The 17,381-nt window shown below is 32.9% G+C and carries 19 protein-coding genes; 18 read left to right on the top strand and 1 reads right to left on the bottom strand.

Going from position 1 to position 17,381, the window contains the following annotated elements; genetic code table 11:
• Positions 1-313 precede the first annotated feature (313 nt).
• The 15 genes from BLV37_RS13885 (at position 314) to BLV37_RS13815 (ending at position 13,626) form a co-directional block, all read left to right on the top strand.
• Positions 314-985 (top strand): LolA family protein, encoded by a 672-nt coding sequence (locus BLV37_RS13885; protein WP_091732791.1) that lies wholly within the window; start codon positions 314-316, stop codon positions 983-985.
• 138 nt (positions 986-1,123) lie between these two features.
• Positions 1,124-2,302 (top strand): alanine racemase, encoded by a 1,179-nt coding sequence (alr, locus tag BLV37_RS13880; protein WP_091732788.1) that lies wholly within the window; start codon positions 1,124-1,126, stop codon positions 2,300-2,302.
• Between the two features lie 151 nt (positions 2,303-2,453).
• Positions 2,454-2,735: a CopG family ribbon-helix-helix protein gene (locus BLV37_RS13875; protein ID WP_091732786.1), complete on the top strand. Its 282-nt coding sequence runs from the start codon at positions 2,454-2,456 to the stop codon at positions 2,733-2,735.
• The gene (locus BLV37_RS13870) at positions 2,732-3,082 is read left to right on the top strand and encodes a type II toxin-antitoxin system PemK/MazF family toxin (RefSeq protein ID WP_091732783.1); all 351 of its coding nucleotides are present in this window, start codon (positions 2,732-2,734) and stop codon (positions 3,080-3,082) included. Before BLV37_RS13875 ends, BLV37_RS13870 begins: the two co-directional genes overlap by 4 nt.
• 149 nt (positions 3,083-3,231) lie before the next feature.
• Positions 3,232-3,777, top strand: coding sequence for a hypothetical protein (locus BLV37_RS13865; protein ID WP_091732781.1), 546 nt, complete (start codon positions 3,232-3,234; stop codon positions 3,775-3,777).
• Positions 3,778-4,007: 230 nt separating this feature from the next.
• Positions 4,008-5,135: a glycosyltransferase family 4 protein gene (locus tag BLV37_RS13860; RefSeq protein WP_091732779.1), complete on the top strand. Its 1,128-nt coding sequence runs from the start codon at positions 4,008-4,010 to the stop codon at positions 5,133-5,135.
• Between the two features lie 135 nt (positions 5,136-5,270).
• A complete protein-coding gene (csaB, locus tag BLV37_RS13855; RefSeq protein ID WP_091732777.1) occupies positions 5,271-6,368 on the top strand; it encodes a polysaccharide pyruvyl transferase CsaB in 1,098 nt (365 codons plus the stop codon).
• Between the two features lie 4 nt (positions 6,369-6,372).
• Positions 6,373-7,134 carry a WecB/TagA/CpsF family glycosyltransferase gene (locus BLV37_RS13850; protein ID WP_091732774.1) on the top strand — a complete coding sequence of 254 codons (762 nt, stop codon included), beginning with the start codon at positions 6,373-6,375 and terminating at the stop codon, positions 7,132-7,134.
• A 134-nt stretch (positions 7,135-7,268) separates the two neighbouring features.
• Entirely contained in the window at positions 7,269-8,138 is an 870-nt protein-coding gene (locus BLV37_RS13845) for a YitT family protein (RefSeq protein ID WP_091732771.1), read from the top strand.
• 11 nt (positions 8,139-8,149) lie between these two features.
• On the top strand, positions 8,150-8,962 hold the full coding sequence (locus tag BLV37_RS13840; protein ID WP_425287128.1) for a transketolase: 813 nt from the start codon (positions 8,150-8,152) through the stop codon (positions 8,960-8,962).
• Positions 8,962-9,900 (top strand): transketolase family protein, encoded by a 939-nt coding sequence (locus BLV37_RS13835; protein WP_091732766.1) that lies wholly within the window; start codon positions 8,962-8,964, stop codon positions 9,898-9,900. The genes BLV37_RS13840 and BLV37_RS13835 overlap by 1 nt, the downstream gene beginning before the upstream one ends.
• Before the next feature lie 213 nt (positions 9,901-10,113).
• Positions 10,114-10,554 carry a protease complex subunit PrcB family protein gene (locus BLV37_RS13830; RefSeq protein WP_091732764.1) on the top strand — a complete coding sequence of 147 codons (441 nt, stop codon included), beginning with the start codon at positions 10,114-10,116 and terminating at the stop codon, positions 10,552-10,554.
• Positions 10,555-10,674: 120 nt separating this feature from the next.
• A complete protein-coding gene (locus BLV37_RS13825) occupies positions 10,675-11,553 on the top strand; it encodes a LysM peptidoglycan-binding domain-containing protein (protein ID WP_091732761.1) in 879 nt (292 codons plus the stop codon).
• 407 nt (positions 11,554-11,960) lie between these two features.
• Entirely contained in the window at positions 11,961-13,049 is a 1,089-nt protein-coding gene (locus BLV37_RS13820; protein ID WP_091732759.1) for a M42 family metallopeptidase, read from the top strand.
• A gap of 133 nt (positions 13,050-13,182) precedes the next feature.
• Complete coding sequence (locus BLV37_RS13815) at positions 13,183-13,626, top strand: HutP family protein (RefSeq protein WP_091732756.1); 444 nt, start codon at positions 13,183-13,185, stop codon at positions 13,624-13,626.
• A gap of 23 nt (positions 13,627-13,649) precedes the next feature.
• Here the strand turns inward: BLV37_RS13815 and BLV37_RS13810 are convergent, their stop codons facing one another.
• Positions 13,650-14,231 carry a 5-formyltetrahydrofolate cyclo-ligase gene (locus BLV37_RS13810; RefSeq protein WP_091732754.1) on the bottom strand — a complete coding sequence of 194 codons (582 nt, stop codon included), beginning with the start codon at positions 14,229-14,231 and terminating at the stop codon, positions 13,650-13,652.
• A gap of 317 nt (positions 14,232-14,548) precedes the next feature.
• Between BLV37_RS13810 and ftsE the strand changes: the two genes are divergently transcribed.
• From ftsE to BLV37_RS13795, 3 genes are read left to right on the top strand one after another with little or no spacing between them, the layout of a single operon-like run.
• Positions 14,549-15,235, top strand: a complete 687-nt coding sequence (ftsE, locus tag BLV37_RS13805; protein ID WP_091732751.1) for a cell division ATP-binding protein FtsE — start codon at positions 14,549-14,551, stop codon at positions 15,233-15,235.
• Positions 15,225-16,121, top strand: coding sequence for a permease-like cell division protein FtsX (gene ftsX, locus BLV37_RS13800; protein WP_208975278.1), 897 nt, complete (start codon positions 15,225-15,227; stop codon positions 16,119-16,121). Before ftsE ends, ftsX begins: the two co-directional genes overlap by 11 nt.
• 18 nt (positions 16,122-16,139) lie before the next feature.
• Complete coding sequence (locus BLV37_RS13795) at positions 16,140-17,264, top strand: murein hydrolase activator EnvC family protein (protein WP_244270556.1); 1,125 nt, start codon at positions 16,140-16,142, stop codon at positions 17,262-17,264.
• The last annotated feature ends 117 nt before the right edge of the window (positions 17,265-17,381 follow it).

The raw sequence follows: 17,381 nt of genomic DNA, 5'->3' as shown, positions 1-17,381 counted from the left end.
ATTAAGACTTCACCATCAGCGGTCATAGCAGCGGCAAAGTGCTTTAGTTTGGCAATATCAATGCCAACGTAAATCATAGAACCACGTCCTTTATAATAATTGACAACTGTTTTGATCCACCTAGTCTTATTCTCATAGCCTTGCGGGAGATAAAAGTTTAAAACTTATCCAACTATAAATGATTTAAATAAGACAGTGGCAATACACTCCATCTAATAGTCAAGCTATAGGTAATTATAAAAAGTCCACAGTGTCTAATTTGATTATAGCGGATAATTAAAATAAATAAGGAAGGAGAGTATGATTTTAGTCCTTGACTATATCATACAAGGTAATTATGAAGGGCTTCAAGCTTTTTTTCCTAGTAGGAATTTTGTTTTTTATATGGAGTTGCTCTAAGCCTACAGAAGAGAATGTTTTTTATGAAGCACAGAAGTATTTCAATAAAATAGAAACCTACAGATGTATCGTAGATGTTACGGTAAAGGGGAATAAAGATACTGAAAGCTACAAGGCGAAGCATGTATTTAAAAAACCAAACAAATATATTATAGAAATATTAGAGCCTTTAGAAAACAAAGGAAATATTACATTGTACGATGGGAAACAAGCCTGGCTATATAATAAACAAGTTGATGAATCTTTTATAATTAAAGATCTTGAGCAGTCATTAGATAAAAGCCTTTTTGTTGGATATTTTCTTAGAAGCGTAATGACAAATGAAAATATAGTTATGTATTTTGAAGAGATTGAAGACAAAAAGTATTTAGTTTTAGAAGTGGATATTCCAGGCAACAATAAGCATAGAAGCATAGAAAGACTATGGATAGATAGCAGTAATTATCATCCCTATAAATTAGTTATATATAAAGAAAATGGAGAAATATTTACTGAAGTAGATTACTCAGAATTTAAAGCTAATATTAAAATAAATGACGAGGATTTTAATATTAAAACAGGATTAGACTATATTCGTAAATTATAGCTTTTTGTACTAATATTTTTTAAACCATTATATTAATTTAAAAGAATCTTTTGCTATACTATTTTAGATAATGTTTATTGACTTGAGCCTTTTATAGGAATATTATGAAAATAGATGAGTTTGTTGGGAGGTGCCAAAATGTTTACTTTAAAGGACTCAAGGCCAGTGTGGGCAGAGATAAACTTAAACCATTTAGCTCATAATATAAAAGAAGTAAGAAGGCTTGTAGGCAGAGACGTAGTTATTACTGCAGTAGTAAAAGCAGACGCATATGGTCATGGGGCTTTATTATCAGCAAAAACTCTCCTAGATAATGGAGGAGATAGACTAGCTGTGGCTACTCTTTCTGAAGCTATGGAATTAAGAAAGGCTGGAATAAAAGCTGAAATATTGATATTAGGATATACTCCTAGCTACCAAAGCAATAGCATTATAGAAAATGGTATAACACAAACAATATACAACCTACAGGGCGCTAAAGCGCTATCAGATGAAGCAAAAAAACTGGGTAAAACAGCTAAAATACATTTAAAGATAGATACAGGCATGGGAAGACTAGGTTTTTTATCTCAGGAAGTTTCCATAAAGGAAATTATAGAAATAATTAATCTACCCAACATATATGTGGAAGGAATATTTTCTCATTTTGCGAAAGCTGATGAAAAAGACAAGGATTTTTCTATACAACAATATGAAAGATTTATTAGGGTAATTAATGATCTTAAAAAAGCCGATATAGAAATTCCTATAAAGCATATAGCCAATAGTGCTTCAATAATTGATATGCCAGAGTACAATCTAGATATGGTTAGAGCTGGCATAATGCTATATGGCTTATATCCTTCTGATGAGGTAAATAAAGGTAGAGTTGAATTAAAGCCTGTTATGACTTTAAAGGCAACTATTTCAAACATTAAGACTGTTCCTAAAGGGGTAGGTATAAGCTATGGACATAAGTTTGTAACGGATAAAACTTATAAAATAGGAACCTTGCCTATAGGATATGCAGATGGCTTTACTAGACTCCTAACAAGCAAGGGAGAAGTAAGCATAAAAGGTAAAAGGGTTCCCATAATAGGCAGTATATGCATGGACCAGTGTATGGTAGATGCATCAGACTTTGAGGATGTAAATGTTGGAGATGAAGTAATACTTTTTGGAGATGGTTCTATGAACGAACCTATAGCAGATGAACTAGCAAGTAGCTTAGGAACAGTAAATTATGAAATCGTCTGTATGATTAGCAGGAGAGTACCAAGAGTATATATTAAAGATAATAGGATAGTATGTATAAAAGATTATTTATCATCTTTATAATACGGCGTATATAACCGAGTATATACTGTATTATAATAGAATATACTATTAACAGAGCAAATTATTCCATATCATGCTAGTAAGCATAGTATTTAAAGTACTGGGGTAAATGTGTTATAATTATTTCATCAGATAACCTGGGGGTGGGACAATGGCTGAAACGAAAAGAATTATGATAAGTCTACCTAATAGCTTGTTAGAGGAAGTAGATGATATAGTTTCTATGGAAAGCAAGAATAGAAGTGAATTTATTAGGGAAGCCATGAAGCTTTATTTAAGAGAACGCAAAAAAATTCAAATAAAGGAAAAAATGAAAAACGGATATAGAGAAATGAGTCAAATAAATTTGTATCTAGCTGAAATGGGGTTAGAAGAAGATTATAATGAGCTGATTAGTTATGAAAACAGGTTGATAGGACGTGAAGAATTGTGATAATTAAAAGAGGAGATATACTTTATGCTGATTTAAGTCCTGTTATTGGCTCAGAACAAGGAGGGGTTAGACCAGTTTTAGTTATTCAAAATGATACAGGAAACAAGTACAGTCCTACTGTTATAGTTTCTGCTATTACATCTCAAATTAATAAAGCAAAGCTTCCAACCCATGTAGAGATAACTGCACCTGATTTTGGCCTTCCAAAAGATTCGGTAGTATTGTTAGAGCAAATAAGAACAATTGACAAGAAACGACTGAGAGAAAAAATTGGACATTTTGACGAAGATATGATGATTAAAGTTGATGAATGTTTAAAAATAAGCATCGGGTTGTCAGATTTTTAATTATAGGGGCAAGGGAAACCAAGCTCTTATTTAATTTAAATAATTATTTCCTCGGAAATATGTTTCCAAAAATACAGGATATTTGACTTTTAGGTCGAATATAGTAACAAATTCGTTATAAAAACAATCATTAGTGGAGGAGATACAAATTGAGGCAAAAAATAAAAAAACACTATATTTTTATCATTCTAATGCTTTTGGTGACAGTAGTAGCTGTAGATGCTTCTAATATTAGTTTTGGACAACCAGGTAGCTCGGATGATCCATTAGTTACAATTAGCTATGTTGAAAAGAGAATAGAACAATTAAAATACTACATAGATGAAAAACTAGGCGGTGGAGGTACAAGTAACACGGAAATACAAAGGCTTATAGAAGAAAATGAAATACTAAAAAAACAAGTAGGACAATTAATGACCACTTCTTCAGGAGGAGGACTTGAAATAGTTGAATTGAGAAACGGACAAAAACTCATATGTGGAGCAGGAACTGAGATTATCCTAAGAGGCGGTGCTGCAAAAGCAATAGTTTCATCATTAGGAGGCTTGTCAGATTTAACAGGTGGAACTGATTTAGTGGCGAATCAAGCCATACCAGCAAATCATTTGCTTCTAGTACCAAGGGATGATGGTAGAGGCGTTTATGTGGAGAATTATGCTATTTTTATAGTTAGGGGATATTATGAAGTGAGATAAGAAATAGGCTGCATTTTTGCAGCTTTTTTGTTATAATAATATTAATTGTGCTTATAGCAAATAGCCTTCCTGTAGAATGGCTTTCTTTGAGTATTTTCCAGCTCATTTAAAGTATTGGAAGAGATGGTTGTAAAAACAATGAAGTCTACATGAGGCTTATATAAAAAGGCAATTATCTATTTAATAAATTGAAGGAGGGTGGAGCCTGTCAAATTGTGATAGGTTTACATATGAAAATATTACATTTAATAAGTGGAGGAGATACAGGAGGGGCAAAAACTCATGTTTTAGCTCTTTTGTCCCAGCTTCAAAAGCAAATAGATGTGAAGATAATATGCCTTATGAAGGAAGATTTTTATTATGAGGCAAAGGAAAGAGGAATAAACATAGAAGTTTTTCAACAGAGGAAGAGATATGATTTATTTGTAGTTAAAAGAATTATAAATGAGATAAAGACTGATGGGTATGAAATAATTCATTGTCATGGAGCCCGTGCAAATTTTGTTGCCTCTTTAGTCAAGCTTCGATATAAAATTCCTGTGGTGACTACTATACACAGTGATTATAAACTGGATTTTCAAGATAATACCTATAAAAACCTAGTTTATACTAAGATAAATTCCTTAGCACTTAAGTTTATGGATTATTATATAGGAGTTTCTGATAGCTTTAAAAGCATGCTTATTAATAGAGGCTTTAATCCGGATCTAGTATTTACTGTTTACAATGGCATAGATATGAGCTTACCAAACAAAATAACAAATAAGCACGAATTTTTAGAAAGGTATAATATTATAGCTGAGGAAGATACTATATTAATAGGAATTTTAGCTAGATTACATCCTGTAAAAGGAATAGATGTGCTTTTAAAAGGGGCTAAGAGAGTCCTTGTTAAAAGACAAAATGTAAAGTTTCTAATTGGCGGTGATGGAGCTGAGGACGAAAAATTGAAAGAGCTTGCGGAGGGGCTTGGAATAAGAGAAAATATTCACTTTTTAGGCTTTATTAATGAACCAAATAGCTTTTTTAATATGATTGATATAAATACAGTAACCTCCTATAGCGAAAGCTTTCCATATGTAATAATGGAAGGTGGAGCCTTTAAAAAACCAATAGTAGCCTCAAATGTAGGAGGCATTGGAGACTTAGTTATCCAAGGAGAGACGGGATTTTTATTTGAGGCCGGAGATGATGAAGGATTAGCAGAACAGCTAATGAAGCTTATTGACAATGAAGATTTAAGAAGAAAGCTAGGAGAAGAGCTATATAAAGCTGTTCGTGAAAAGTATTCAGCTGAAAGCATGGCAAATAGCCATATAACCATATATAGAAAAATCTTAGACAGGCAGGTGAAATAACTGAAAAACAAATTCAACTGCTTTAGACTACAGCAAGATTGGACAAGGTTTTAACTCGTGATTTATCAGATTTGAGTTTTTAGATGAGACTAATACAATTAGATTTCATAATACTGTATTTAAGGAGCTAATAATATGGGGAAATCAGTTATAATATCTGGATACTATGGTTTTGATAATAGTGGAGATGATGCAATACTTAAAGCTATAGTAAAAGATTTAAGAAAAATGAATAGTAATTTAAATATTTCTGCATTTTCCAACAATCCACAAAGCACAGAGGAGGTTTATGGTATAAAAGCCGTTAACCGAATAAACATTTGGGAAGTATTTAAAGGAATATATTCTTCGGATATGCTCATAAGTGGAGGAGGAAGTCTACTACAGGATATTACTAGCACTAGATCCATACTATATTATCTATCTCTTATTAACATTGCAAAGCTACTAAAAAAACCTGTTGTAATATATGCTAATGGAATAGGACCTATAAACAAGAAAATAAATAAAATCCTTACTAGGAAGGCATTAAATAATGTAGACCTTATAACCTTGAGAGATTACAATTCAAAGAATACTTTAGAAGAAATAGGCGTAAAAGGCAAGATTGTAGTTACGTCAGATCCCGTATTTACTCTTGAGCCTTCTAGTAGAGAGATAATCGATAAAATATTTGAAGAAGAAGGAATCCCAAAGGATAATCAGATAATAGGCATATCCGTGAGGAATTGGAAGAATTCAAAAAATTTAGTGGATGTGGTTTCTAAAGCAATAGAATATATAGATAGCACATATGATGTAAAAACTGTTCTTATTCCTATGCACTATCCAGAGGATTTAGACATAAGTATGGAAATAGCACAAAAATCTAATAGTCCAAATTGTTATGTAATAAAAAACAAATATAGTGTAGAAGATATGATGGGTATAATTGATAGATTTGAACTTATTATTGCTATGAGACTCCATTCATTAATATATGCTGCAGCACAAGCAGTACCTATGATAGGATTAGTATATGACCCAAAAGTAGATGGACTTTTAGAAGTGCTAGAGGTATATGCTAAGTGTGATGCTGAAAACGTAGAGCTTATAGAATTATGCTCATTAATAGACAAAACTTGGAAAGAAAGAGCCAGCATCAAAAAGTCTTTAAATATAAAGAAGGAAGAGCTAAGAGAAAAAGCTTTAGATAATGTTAAAATGACACTAGATGTGCTAAAAAGCAGGTGAAATAATGAGTGAAAAAATAAGTATATTAGGCGTTAATGTTGATAAAATCACATTAAAAGATGCAGAAGAAAGGGTAAAATCCTTTTTAAATAGTAACACTATAAATACAATATATACCCCTAATACTGAAATCGTTATGGAAGCAAGAAATAATCAGGAATTAAAATCTCTTTTAAATAAAGGAGACCTAGTAATTCCAGACGGAATAGGGTTAGTTTATGCATCGAAGATTAAGAAAAAACCCCTTCTAGAAAGAGTTGCAGGCTCTGATCTATCTATGAGAATTCTTGATATAGCTAATGATGAAGGACATAGTATATTTATTCTTGGTGGCAAACCAGGTGTTGCTCAAATTGCCACAGAAAATATTAAAAAGAAATATCCTAATATAGATATTGCAGGGTACCATCATGGTTATTTCAAGGGCACACATATAGGACATAAAAACCACGAAGAAGAAAATGAAGTAATTAATATTATAAACAAAGCAAAACCAGACATAGTTTTTGTAGGATTAGGTGCACCAAAGCAAGAACAATGGATAGATGAAAACAAAGAAAAATTAAATTGTAAGGTAATTATAGGCAATGGAGGGACTGTAGATATTATAGCAGGAACCGTAAAAAGGGCACCAGAAGTATATCAAAGATTAGGATTAGAGTGGCTATATAGATTGCTTAAGGATCCTAGAAGAATAAAAAGACAAATAGTATTACCTAAGTTTGTTCTAATAGTTCTTTTTTCAAAGGATGAAATAGTAAAGTAGTTTTTAGCTCTTAGCTAACAGCTAGCAACTAACAAATAACAACTTACAGCTAAAATTGTCACCCTGAGGCAGATAGTTTAAGACTTACTTATGAAGGGGCTAGTTATATATACACATCGCAAGGAGGAAAAAATTTGGAAAGAATAAAGAAATATTGGTATAGACATTTAGCTGAGTATTTAGGAGTTACTGTAGGTACCTTTATAATGGCAATAGGCATTAATATATTTCTAGAGCCAAATACCATCGCACCTGGAGGAGTCACTGGTCTTGGAATAGTTCTCCAAAAAATAACTAATGGCTTAGTTACAGTATGGGCTACAAACCTTGTGGTAAACATCCCTTTATTTATAGCTGGAGTTATGATATTAGGTAAATCCTTTGGGGTAAAAACTTTATATGGAACATTTATACTCTCTTTTTTTCTATGGCTTATACCAGAGACAAATGCCACACAAGATTTATTACTGTCCTCAGTTTTTGGAGGGGTTATACTGGGGGCCGGTCTAGGTATAGTGTTCAAGGCAGGTGGAACAACTGGAGGCACAGATTTAGCTGGTGCAATAATGAATAGATTTTTTCCAGGATTAAGTACAGCAACACATATGATGATAGTAGACATGATAGTTGTAGTTAGTGCAGGTCTTGTTAATAAAAGAATAGACCTACCATTGTATTCAGTTATTGCTTTATACATACTAGTCAAAGTAATTGACATAATCCTAGAAGGTATCAGCTATGCAAAAGCATTCTTTATTATATCTGACCATCCAGAGGCCATTGGTAAAACTATATTAGAACAGCTAGATAGAGGAGTAACTATATTAAAAGGAAAGGGTTTATATTCAGGCTTAGATAAGGATGTACTTTTATGTGTTGTAAATAGAGCACAGATGGCAAAAGTGAAAGAGATAGTTAGTCAAGTTGACAAAAAAGCCTTTATTATGATAACAGATATGCATGAGGTATTAGGAGAAGGCTTTAAAGAAATGAAAACAGAATAGGAGGAGATATTGTGAAAGAGCTTAAGGAAATAGCACTTAATATCAGAAAAGATATTGTTAGGATGACTCATGGCGCAAAGTCAGGACACCCAGGAGGATCCTTGTCAGCATGCGAGATAATGACAACCCTTTATTTTAAAGAAATGAGAATAGACACTAGCAATCCTGAGTGGAAGGATAGAGATAGATTTGTATTATCTAAAGGTCATGCTACACCTGTTTTATATGCTACACTATCTCAAAGAGGATTTTTCCCTAAGGATGAATTATCCAACTTTAGAAAGATAGATTCTATATTACAAGGGCATCCAGATATGAAAGGCATACCAGGAGTAGATATGTCAACAGGCTCTTTGGGGCAAGGACTTTCAGCTGCAAGCGGCATGGCTTTATCAGCTAAGCTCGATAACAAGGATTTTAGAGTTTATGCATTAGTGGGAGATGGAGAAATTCAAGAAGGAATCGTATGGGAGGCAGCGATGCTGGCTGCTCACTATAAGCTTGATAATCTTACAGTGTTTTTAGACCATAATGGCTTACAAATTGACGGATTAAACAAAGATGTTATGAATGTAGAGCCAATAGATAGAAAGTTTGAAGCCTTCGGCTGGAATGTATTAAAAATAGATGGGCATGATTTTGAGCAGATTTTAGAAGCTTTAGATAAGAGTAAAAATACAAAAGGGAAACCAACTATCATCATAGCTAAAACGGTCAAAGGCAAAGGTGTTTCATTTATGGAAAACCAAGCCAACTGGCATGGAACCGCACCAAATGATGAGCAAGCACAAAAAGCGTTTATAGAGCTTGGAGGTGAACTGTAATGACAATGATGGCTACAAGAGATGCATATGGTGAAGCATTAAAGGAATTAGGCAAAATAAATAAGGACATAGTAGTATTAGATGCTGACCTTTCAGGCTCAACAAAAACAGGGGTTTTTGCTAAGGAATTTCCTGAAAGGTTTATAAACGTAGGTATTGCAGAGCAAAATTTAATAGGAACAGCTGCTGGTTTAGCTACTACAGGGAAAATACCTTTTGCTAGTTCATTTGCAATGTTTGCTGCTGGCAGAGCTTTTGAAATAATAAGAAATTCAGTTGCATATCCTAAACTAAATGTAAAAATAGCTGCAACCCATGCAGGATTAACTGTTGGAGAAGATGGAGCCTCACATCAAGCTCTTGAAGATATTAGTATAATGAGAACTATACCTAACATGGTAGTTCTAAACCCGGCAGATGGAGTAGAAACAAAGGCTGCAATTAAAAAGGCTGCGGAGTATAAAGGACCAGTTTATATAAGATTAGGTAGAAGCAAGGTACCAGTGATTTTTGATGAAGAAAGCTACGAATTTGAAATAGGAAAAGGGATTAAGCTAAGAGAAGGTACAGATGTAACAATAATAGCTACAGGCATAATGGTATCATTAGCTATGGAAGCTGCTGAAATTCTTAAAAAAGAAGGATTAGAAGTAAGAGTAATAAATATCCATACTATAAAGCCTATAGATAAGGATATTATACTAGAGGCAGCACGAGAGACGAGGGCAATAGTAACAGCAGAGGAACACAATATTATTGGTGGTTTAGGAAGTGCTGTAGCAGAGGTATTAGTGGAAAGCTATCCGACTGTAATGGAGAGAATAGGAGTTATGGATACCTTTGGAGAATCAGGAAATGGAGATGAGCTTCTTAAAAAATATGGTTTAACAGCAGAAAATATAGCAGTAGCTGCAAGAAAAGCTATTGGGAGAAGATAAAATATTTATATATAAAAAGTCGTTTCTTATGACTAAGAAGCGACTTTTTTTCTTTATACTAAGGTCTAAAAGTACTCCTTGAAACAAAAAACAAGGAGTACTTTTATTTTTTATAGAAGCCCTCATATATATTATTCATAAAACACATAACTGTTGAATAATATATAAAGAATATATGTGTTAGGAGCGTTATATTCAAATAGGAGGGATTTTGTGAATAATAAAATCTGGATTCTTGTAATAATTGTCCTAGTTATTTTAGGAATAGTATTTATTCCGAAAATACTTAAGAACGAAGGTGATAAGGAAGTGAAATTTAAAACCCTTGAATTAAGTGAAGCACCACAAAAAATACAAGACTTAGTTCCCAAATACTTATATGAAGAAAGAGCTTTAGCATGCAAAGTAGATAATGAGGTATATATTATAGTTACTAGAGGAGAAAAAAGAACGGAAGGCTATTCAGTTTCTTTAAATAAGCTAATAAAAGTAAAAAATGATGGGAATTTCGATCTTATCGCCTATGCAAAATACAAAGACCCAAAGCCAAATGAAATGGTAGGACAGAGAATCACCTATCCTGTAGTAGTTGCTAAAGCTGAATTAGACAAATTACCTGATAAAATCAGACTTGAAATAGAATATGATAAATAAGGTCACCAGTTTACATATCTGGTGATTTTGGTTTTTTAGCCAGAAATTACATAAAGGAAATGAGAAGTTGAACAAGAATTAGTTTGCTTAGTATATACTTTAAAACGAGGAGGAATAATCATGAAGAAGCTTAAGAAGAAAATACTAATAGGTGCATTGACCTTAACTATATCAGTATCATCATCTAGTGCTTTTGCAGCAACCCATATAGTGAAATCAGGTGATACATATTGGAAAATAAGCAATTGGTATGGAGTAAGCCTAGACAGCCTACTCAAAGCAAACAATGCAAATTATAATAGTATATTATATATTGGAGATAAGGTAACTATACCAGAAAGCAATAGCTATAAAAATCATATAGTTCAAAAAGGAGATGATTTATGGAAGCTAAGCAATAAATATGGAGTTACTGTTAACGATATTGCAAAAGCAAATAATATATCTACAAGTAAAGTGTTATATGTTGGGGATGTACTTAAAATTCCAGTACATAATATTCCAATCAAGGAAACACCAGGTCCGCAATATGGAGAACTCCTCGATTGGTGGACAGAAGCCCAGTATGTAATACCTATGAATGCAGAATTTAAAGTGGTAGACTTTTACACAGGAAAGTCATTCAAAGTTAAGAGAACACAAGGAGCTAACCATATAGATGCTGAAACCTTAACCTTGAATGATACAAATATAATGAAAAGTGTATGGGGAGGAACTCTAAGCTGGTCAAGAAGGCCAGTTCTTATTGAGTACAATGGTAGAAAAATAGCAGCAAGCATGTCAAGCATACCTCATGCAGGCAATGAAAAATCAGAGGGAGGTAAATACACTAGCTGGAGAAGTGGAGGCTATGGTGCAGGTACAAACTTTGACTATATAAAAGGTAATGGCATAGATGGACATTTTGATATCCATTTCCTAAACAGTACAAGACATAGTGATGGAAAATTAGACCAAGAACATCAAAAAAATGTTAAGATAGCTGCAGGGATGAAATAATAGCTTTATATTTAATTGAGAGCATAGGATATAAAGACTAAGGCTAACTTAGCTTTATATCTTTTTAGCTTTTGTGGGTATTTAAGATAAGAATATAAATTTATAATATTAGAAGATTCTAAGGTATTCTTTATGCATTAGTATAACAAGAATTTTAGGAAGAGAGTTAAAGAACGAATATTGCAAAAAAAATTCCAATATGCTAATATAAAATTGAAGTTAAAATAATATAAATGAAAATTTAATAATGATTTGAGTGGAGAGTGAAGAGTGATAAGAACATTGACAAGCAGTGCTGTCAATGTAATTTGTTCGCTCTTTTTTATTCTCAAGAAGACTGTTTTTATACTTAATACTAAAAAGGCTATAAAACAAAAATGAAAACATATAAAAGGGGATGATTAGAAGTGAAGGAAAAGCTAAAGGAAAGGTTAAAAGAATTGACTAGTTTAGTTGGAGTATCAGGAAGTGAACAAGAAGTAGTTAAATATATGAAAAACAATCTAGAAAAGTATGCTGATGAAGTAATGGTAGATCCTTTTGGCAATGTTATTGCAACAAAGCATGGTAAAAATGCTGGACCAAAGCTGATGATTGCTGCTCATTCTGATGAAATTGGATTTAGTGTTAAGAATATCTTATCTGATGGGTTTATTTTGTTTAATAAAATTGGGATGGCATCAGATAAAGTATTAGAAGGCAGAAAGGTCCTAATAAAAGGCAGTATACCTGGAGTTATTGGAATAAAACCGGGGCATTTACAAACACCTGAAGAAACAAAAAAGGTGAATTCTAGTAAGGAGTGTTACATAGATGTAGGAGCTTCATCTAAAGAAGAAGTAGAGAGCTTAGGTATTGGAATTGGCGATCCGATTGGATATAGAAGTGATTTTATGGAAATGGCTAACAGTGATTATATCTGTACAAAATCTATTGACAACAGAATGAACTGTGCAATATTAATTGAATTATTTAGCCAAATCAAAGACTTGGAATTTGATGGTACTATTTATGGTGTAGTTACCGTTCAAGAAGAAACAGGAATGAAGGGCGCATTTATGGTTGGTAATAGGATAGAGCCTGACTATGCTATAGTAATAGACACCATACCATCGGGAGACACACCAGATGTCAATACAGAAAGAGATTTACCCATATACTTAGGGAAAGGTCCAGCATGTGTTATAGCTGATGGAATACTGCCTGGATTATTGTTTACTTATTCTCATCCAAGTGTTATTGAAATTATAAGAGAGCAAGCAAAGCTAGTAGATGTAAATGTTCAATATACAACTTTGGTAGGGGAAGGTTATGCAACAGACGCAGCACGCTTATCTTATTCGGGGAAAGGAATACCAACCGCTATGTTAGTAGTTCCTAGGAGATATTCTCACTCTCCAGTTGAGTTAGTTAATATTAATGACGCTCTAGGCTCACTTTCAATACTAGAGAATGTTGTCAAACAAAACGGCAAAAAAGAAATTAAATTTGTTTAATAACTAAATAGTATTCTATATGTTACTGTGGCTTTAGAGATTTATGGGAAGCAGTAGATGATTCTGTAGTAGAATATATGTAATCAGGTGTATACAAAAGGAAATAATTATTAGAGTGGAGAGTGAATAGTGTATGAAAAATAATAATCAAATTCCTTATCCAATTAGTGAAAATGATTGCATAGAAAAGATAGCAGTAATACTTGCATTAACCAGCAGTAGAGAAGAAGAAGAGCAATTCAAAAATATGTTTACAGAACAGGGCTATTCCTGTGTAGTAACAGGAGCATCTGGGCTGGACCATGATTTAAGAAAGAAAATAGTTAATTCAACTATAGGAGCATGCTTAAATTCCCAATTAATTGAAAAGGACCCCAAACAGGTACATGCCTTAGTGCATGCCACGGTTGAAGCCTGTTACAGCATAAAGATGGATGTATCTCTATGCCAGAGTTTCCAGCTTAAAATTGCAGTAGTAAAAAAACATGATTGGATTGCCGTGGCTATTTATGGGGACATGGCAATACACATGTTAACAAACCATAAAACTATAGGATTAGGAGTAATGCATTTTTAGATAGGCTAACAGGGCAATAAAAGCTAAGGAATTCTCTTAGCTTTTATTATTTCATCCTCAGTGATCACATAATCTACAGGAATATCATATTTTCCTTCCTTTATATGATGCGTAATTTGAATATTAAAGGCTAATGCAACTTTTGGAACAGATTTATGGATTTTGCTTAAAAATCTATCATAATACCCTCCGCCATATCCTATCCTATATCCTCGTCTATCAAAGGCTACACCTGGTACTAAAATTAAATCAATTAGCTCAGGATGTATTTCTCTAACAAATTCACTCTTAGGCTCAAGAATTCCATATGTGCTAGCTTCAAGCTCTTTATCATAATCGAATAGCTGTGACAAAATAAGTTGTTTATTTTCTACTACACTAATAGGAATGACTACATTTTTACCTTCCTTTAAAGCGGTTTTTATTATTTCCTCAGTTTTAACTTCATTTCTAAAATCAATATAGGCCATTATGTAATTTGATCTTTTATAATAATCGGTTGAAAATAATGATTTTGCAATAGACGAGCTTTTTTTCTCAAGCTCTTCTCTAGATATGTTTTTTCTTTTTTCTAGAATTTCAGCTCTTAAATTTTTCTTATCCATATTATTCCTCCAAATGCAATTAGATTCATCAAATTTATTATACAACACCTTGGCATATTTTACCCCTAGAAATTAGGAGCGAATAAACTATAGAATGTTAAGTAGGTATATAAATAGGCATTAAATGACTGATTTCAATATATTATTATATAAAAACTTAACCACATTATTGTATATTTTACCAATATTCAAAGAGAAAATACAAATATAGTAAAATAGTATAAAATTCCTACAAAAAAAGAAAAATTAATAGAGGAATTGTTTAAAAAGTGTCGAATATGAAACTTAATAGGGCTGAATAGACAGGAGTGATGTAGTTGATTAGATATGTTAATGTTAGCAAAGAATATGGTAACGGCTCTAAAGCTTTATCAAATATTAATATAAATATAGATAAGGGAGAATTCGTTTTTATAGTAGGATCCAGTGGAGCTGGTAAATCTACTTTAATGAAGCTTCTTTTAAAAGAAATAGAACCTACCTCAGGAAAAATTTATTTAAACAAATTAGACATAACAAAAATTAAAAACAGAAGAATACCCTATATTCGTAGAAATATAGGAGTTGTTTTTCAAGATTTTAGGCTTTTACCAAATAAAACTGTTTACGAAAATGTGGCATTTGCCATGGAAATAGTAGGTGCTTCTCCAAGGGAGATAAGAAGACAAGTACCTATGATCCTTAGTATGGTAGGGCTTAGCAATAAGGCCCACAACTACCCAAACCAACTTTCAGGAGGAGAACACCAGAGAGTATCTATTGCTAGGGCAATAGTTAATAGTCCTTCTGTGCTTATTGCAGACGAGCCTACAGGGAATTTAGACCCTGATACTGCTTGGGAAATAATGAAGCTAATTAAGGAGATAAATAGACGAGGAACCACAGTAGTTATGGCCACACATGCCAAAGAAATAGTAAATATGATGAAAAGAAGAGTCATAGCACTAGAAGCAGGCAAAGTAGTAAGAGATGAGCAGAAGGGTGTGTATGACCATGAAATTTAGAATTTTTACTAACATTATTAAACAAGGCTTCATTGGAGTGTGGAGAAACAGGACTATGAGTATTGCTTCGGTGGGCTCTGTTAGTGCCACATTAACTATACTTGGCATAGTACTGATACTTATTTTAAATATAAATACGGCAGCAAATACAACTAAGGATCAATTTGATGAAATACAGATATATCTAGAGGAAGAACTAACCGTTGAAGAAACAGAAAAAATAGGACAGGCTGTAAGTGATTATGAAGGAGTCAGTTCTGTAATATTCCAATCTAAAGAACAGGCTTTAGAAATAATGAGAGAAGAATGGGGAGATCAGGGATACTTACTAGAAGGTTTAGAAGAGAATCCTCTTCCAAACTCTTATATTCTCCAGCTTGAGGCTATTGAATATGCTAATCCAGTTGTTAATAGACTAAAGGGTTTAAAAGGTATTGAAGAAATTAAATACTATAAAGACATAGTTGAAAAGCTAATGACAGTAGCCAACTATGTTAGGATAGGTGGTCTAATTATCATTGGTATCCTGCTATTCATATCTGTATTTATTATTTCCAATACAGTAAAGATAACTGTAGCTGCAAGAAGAAAAGAAATAAGCATAATGAAGTATGTAGGTGCGACCAATGGGTACATCAGAGGGCCTTTTATGGTAGAAGGCATGCTTCTAGGACTTATTGGCACAATAATTTCAATTTCAATAGTGTATTACGGATACAAATATTTAGTTTCATCACTTAACGAAAAGCTATATGTGCTGTTTACTGTTTACATGATACCACCTGGAACTATGTTTAATGATATTGCAATTATTTTCATAGCAATAGGAGTTGGTATAGGGCTACTAGGAAGTATTATTTCACTTAAGAAGTTTTTAAATGTTTAACAAAGGGGGAGAAGCTGCTTGAAGAAAAAAGTCTTATATATTTTATTAGCTATAATGTTGCTGGTAAATAGTACGGCAGTTTATGCCAGCTTAGACAAATTAAATAAAGAGTTAGATAAAAACAACAAGAAACAAGAGCAATTAAAGAAAGAGCAAAAAGAAAACAAGAAAAACATAGAGCAAACCAATAAGGAAATAACTAGATTAGACAAACAAGTTGATCAGACTAACAATGAATTAGAGGGAATAATAAAACAATTAAGCGATTTAAATGAACAAATTGAGGTTACCAAGCAAAATCTTCAAGAGGCAGAAGAAAATCTAGAAAATAGAAACGATACTTTAAATTCAAGACTTAGAGTAATGTATAAAAACGGAGCAGTAGGATATCTAGAAGTACTTCTTGGCGCTAAAGATATAAGAGATTTTATGACTAGATTAGATATGGTAAAGAGTATAACAAATCACGATGTAAATATGCTAAAATATATGAAGGAACAAAGAGATGCTATTGAGACTAACAAGGTTGCACTTGAGGCTCAGCAAAAATCCGTTGAAATAACTAAGAAAAACATAGAGGTTAAGAAGAAAGACTTGGAAGTAGCTACTAGAGCAAAAGAAAATCTTATGAGGAATTTAGAAAAAGAAAAGAAAACTCTAGAAAAGCTTGAAGATGAGTTACTTGCTGAAGCAAATAGATTAGTTGAAGAAATTAGAAAAAATCAAAGAAATACAGCATATGTTAATGGAAAAATGTTATGGCCTGTATCAGGTCATACAAGAATAAGCTCATACTTTGGCTATCGAATACACCCAATCTATAAGACAAAGAAAATGCATACAGGTATAGACATTCCAGCACCTACTGGAACTCCTATATTAGCTGCCAATGAAGGAGTAGTACAGTTTGCAGGTACATTAGGCGGATATGGTAAAGCGGTGATCATAGACCACGGTGGAAAGATTACAACCCTATATGCACATAACTCTTCCCTATTAGTAAAAGAAGGAGATAGTGTTAAAAAGGGTCAAACCATAGCAAAAGCAGGAAGCACAGGAGTATCAACAGGTCCACATCTTCACTTTGAAGTAAGAAAAAATGGTGCTTATGAGGACCCAATACCATGGGTAAAAGGAAATTAAAGGGCATAAATGCCCTTTTTTTATGACCTAACCCGATTTCCTGAATGTTTTTATCAGGAAATCGTTGGTAGGTCAAACGCAACGAGCACCAAATTTATGTGAGCGATAGCGAGCAAA

This window comes from Proteiniborus ethanoligenes, from assembly GCF_900107485.1.
Lineage (GTDB): Bacteria > Bacillota > Clostridia > Tissierellales > Proteiniboraceae > Proteiniborus > Proteiniborus ethanoligenes.
Note: the sequence above shows the minus strand (reverse complement) of the source record. Positions and strands in the feature narration are given on the sequence as shown.

Excerpts from the sequence above, each read along its gene's own strand:
- alr (WP_091732788.1), top strand. The coding sequence starts at position 1,124 with ATGTTTACTTTAAAGGACTCAAGGCCAGTGTGGGCAGAGATAAACTTA.
- BLV37_RS13875 (WP_091732786.1), top strand. The coding sequence starts at position 2,454 with ATGGCTGAAACGAAAAGAATTATGATAAGTCTACCTAATAGCTTGTTA.
- BLV37_RS13860 (WP_091732779.1), top strand. The coding sequence starts at position 4,008 with ATGAAAATATTACATTTAATAAGTGGAGGAGATACAGGAGGGGCAAAA.
- csaB (WP_091732777.1), top strand. The coding sequence starts at position 5,271 with ATGGGGAAATCAGTTATAATATCTGGATACTATGGTTTTGATAATAGT.
- BLV37_RS13850 (WP_091732774.1), top strand. The coding sequence starts at position 6,373 with ATGAGTGAAAAAATAAGTATATTAGGCGTTAATGTTGATAAAATCACA.
- BLV37_RS13835 (WP_091732766.1), top strand. The coding sequence starts at position 8,962 with ATGACAATGATGGCTACAAGAGATGCATATGGTGAAGCATTAAAGGAA.
- BLV37_RS13825 (WP_091732761.1), top strand. The coding sequence starts at position 10,675 with ATGAAGAAGCTTAAGAAGAAAATACTAATAGGTGCATTGACCTTAACT.
- BLV37_RS13815 (WP_091732756.1), top strand. The coding sequence starts at position 13,183 with ATGAAAAATAATAATCAAATTCCTTATCCAATTAGTGAAAATGATTGC.
- BLV37_RS13810 (WP_091732754.1), bottom strand. The coding sequence starts at position 14,231 with ATGGATAAGAAAAATTTAAGAGCTGAAATTCTAGAAAAAAGAAAAAAC.
- ftsX (WP_208975278.1), top strand. The coding sequence starts at position 15,225 with ATGAAATTTAGAATTTTTACTAACATTATTAAACAAGGCTTCATTGGA.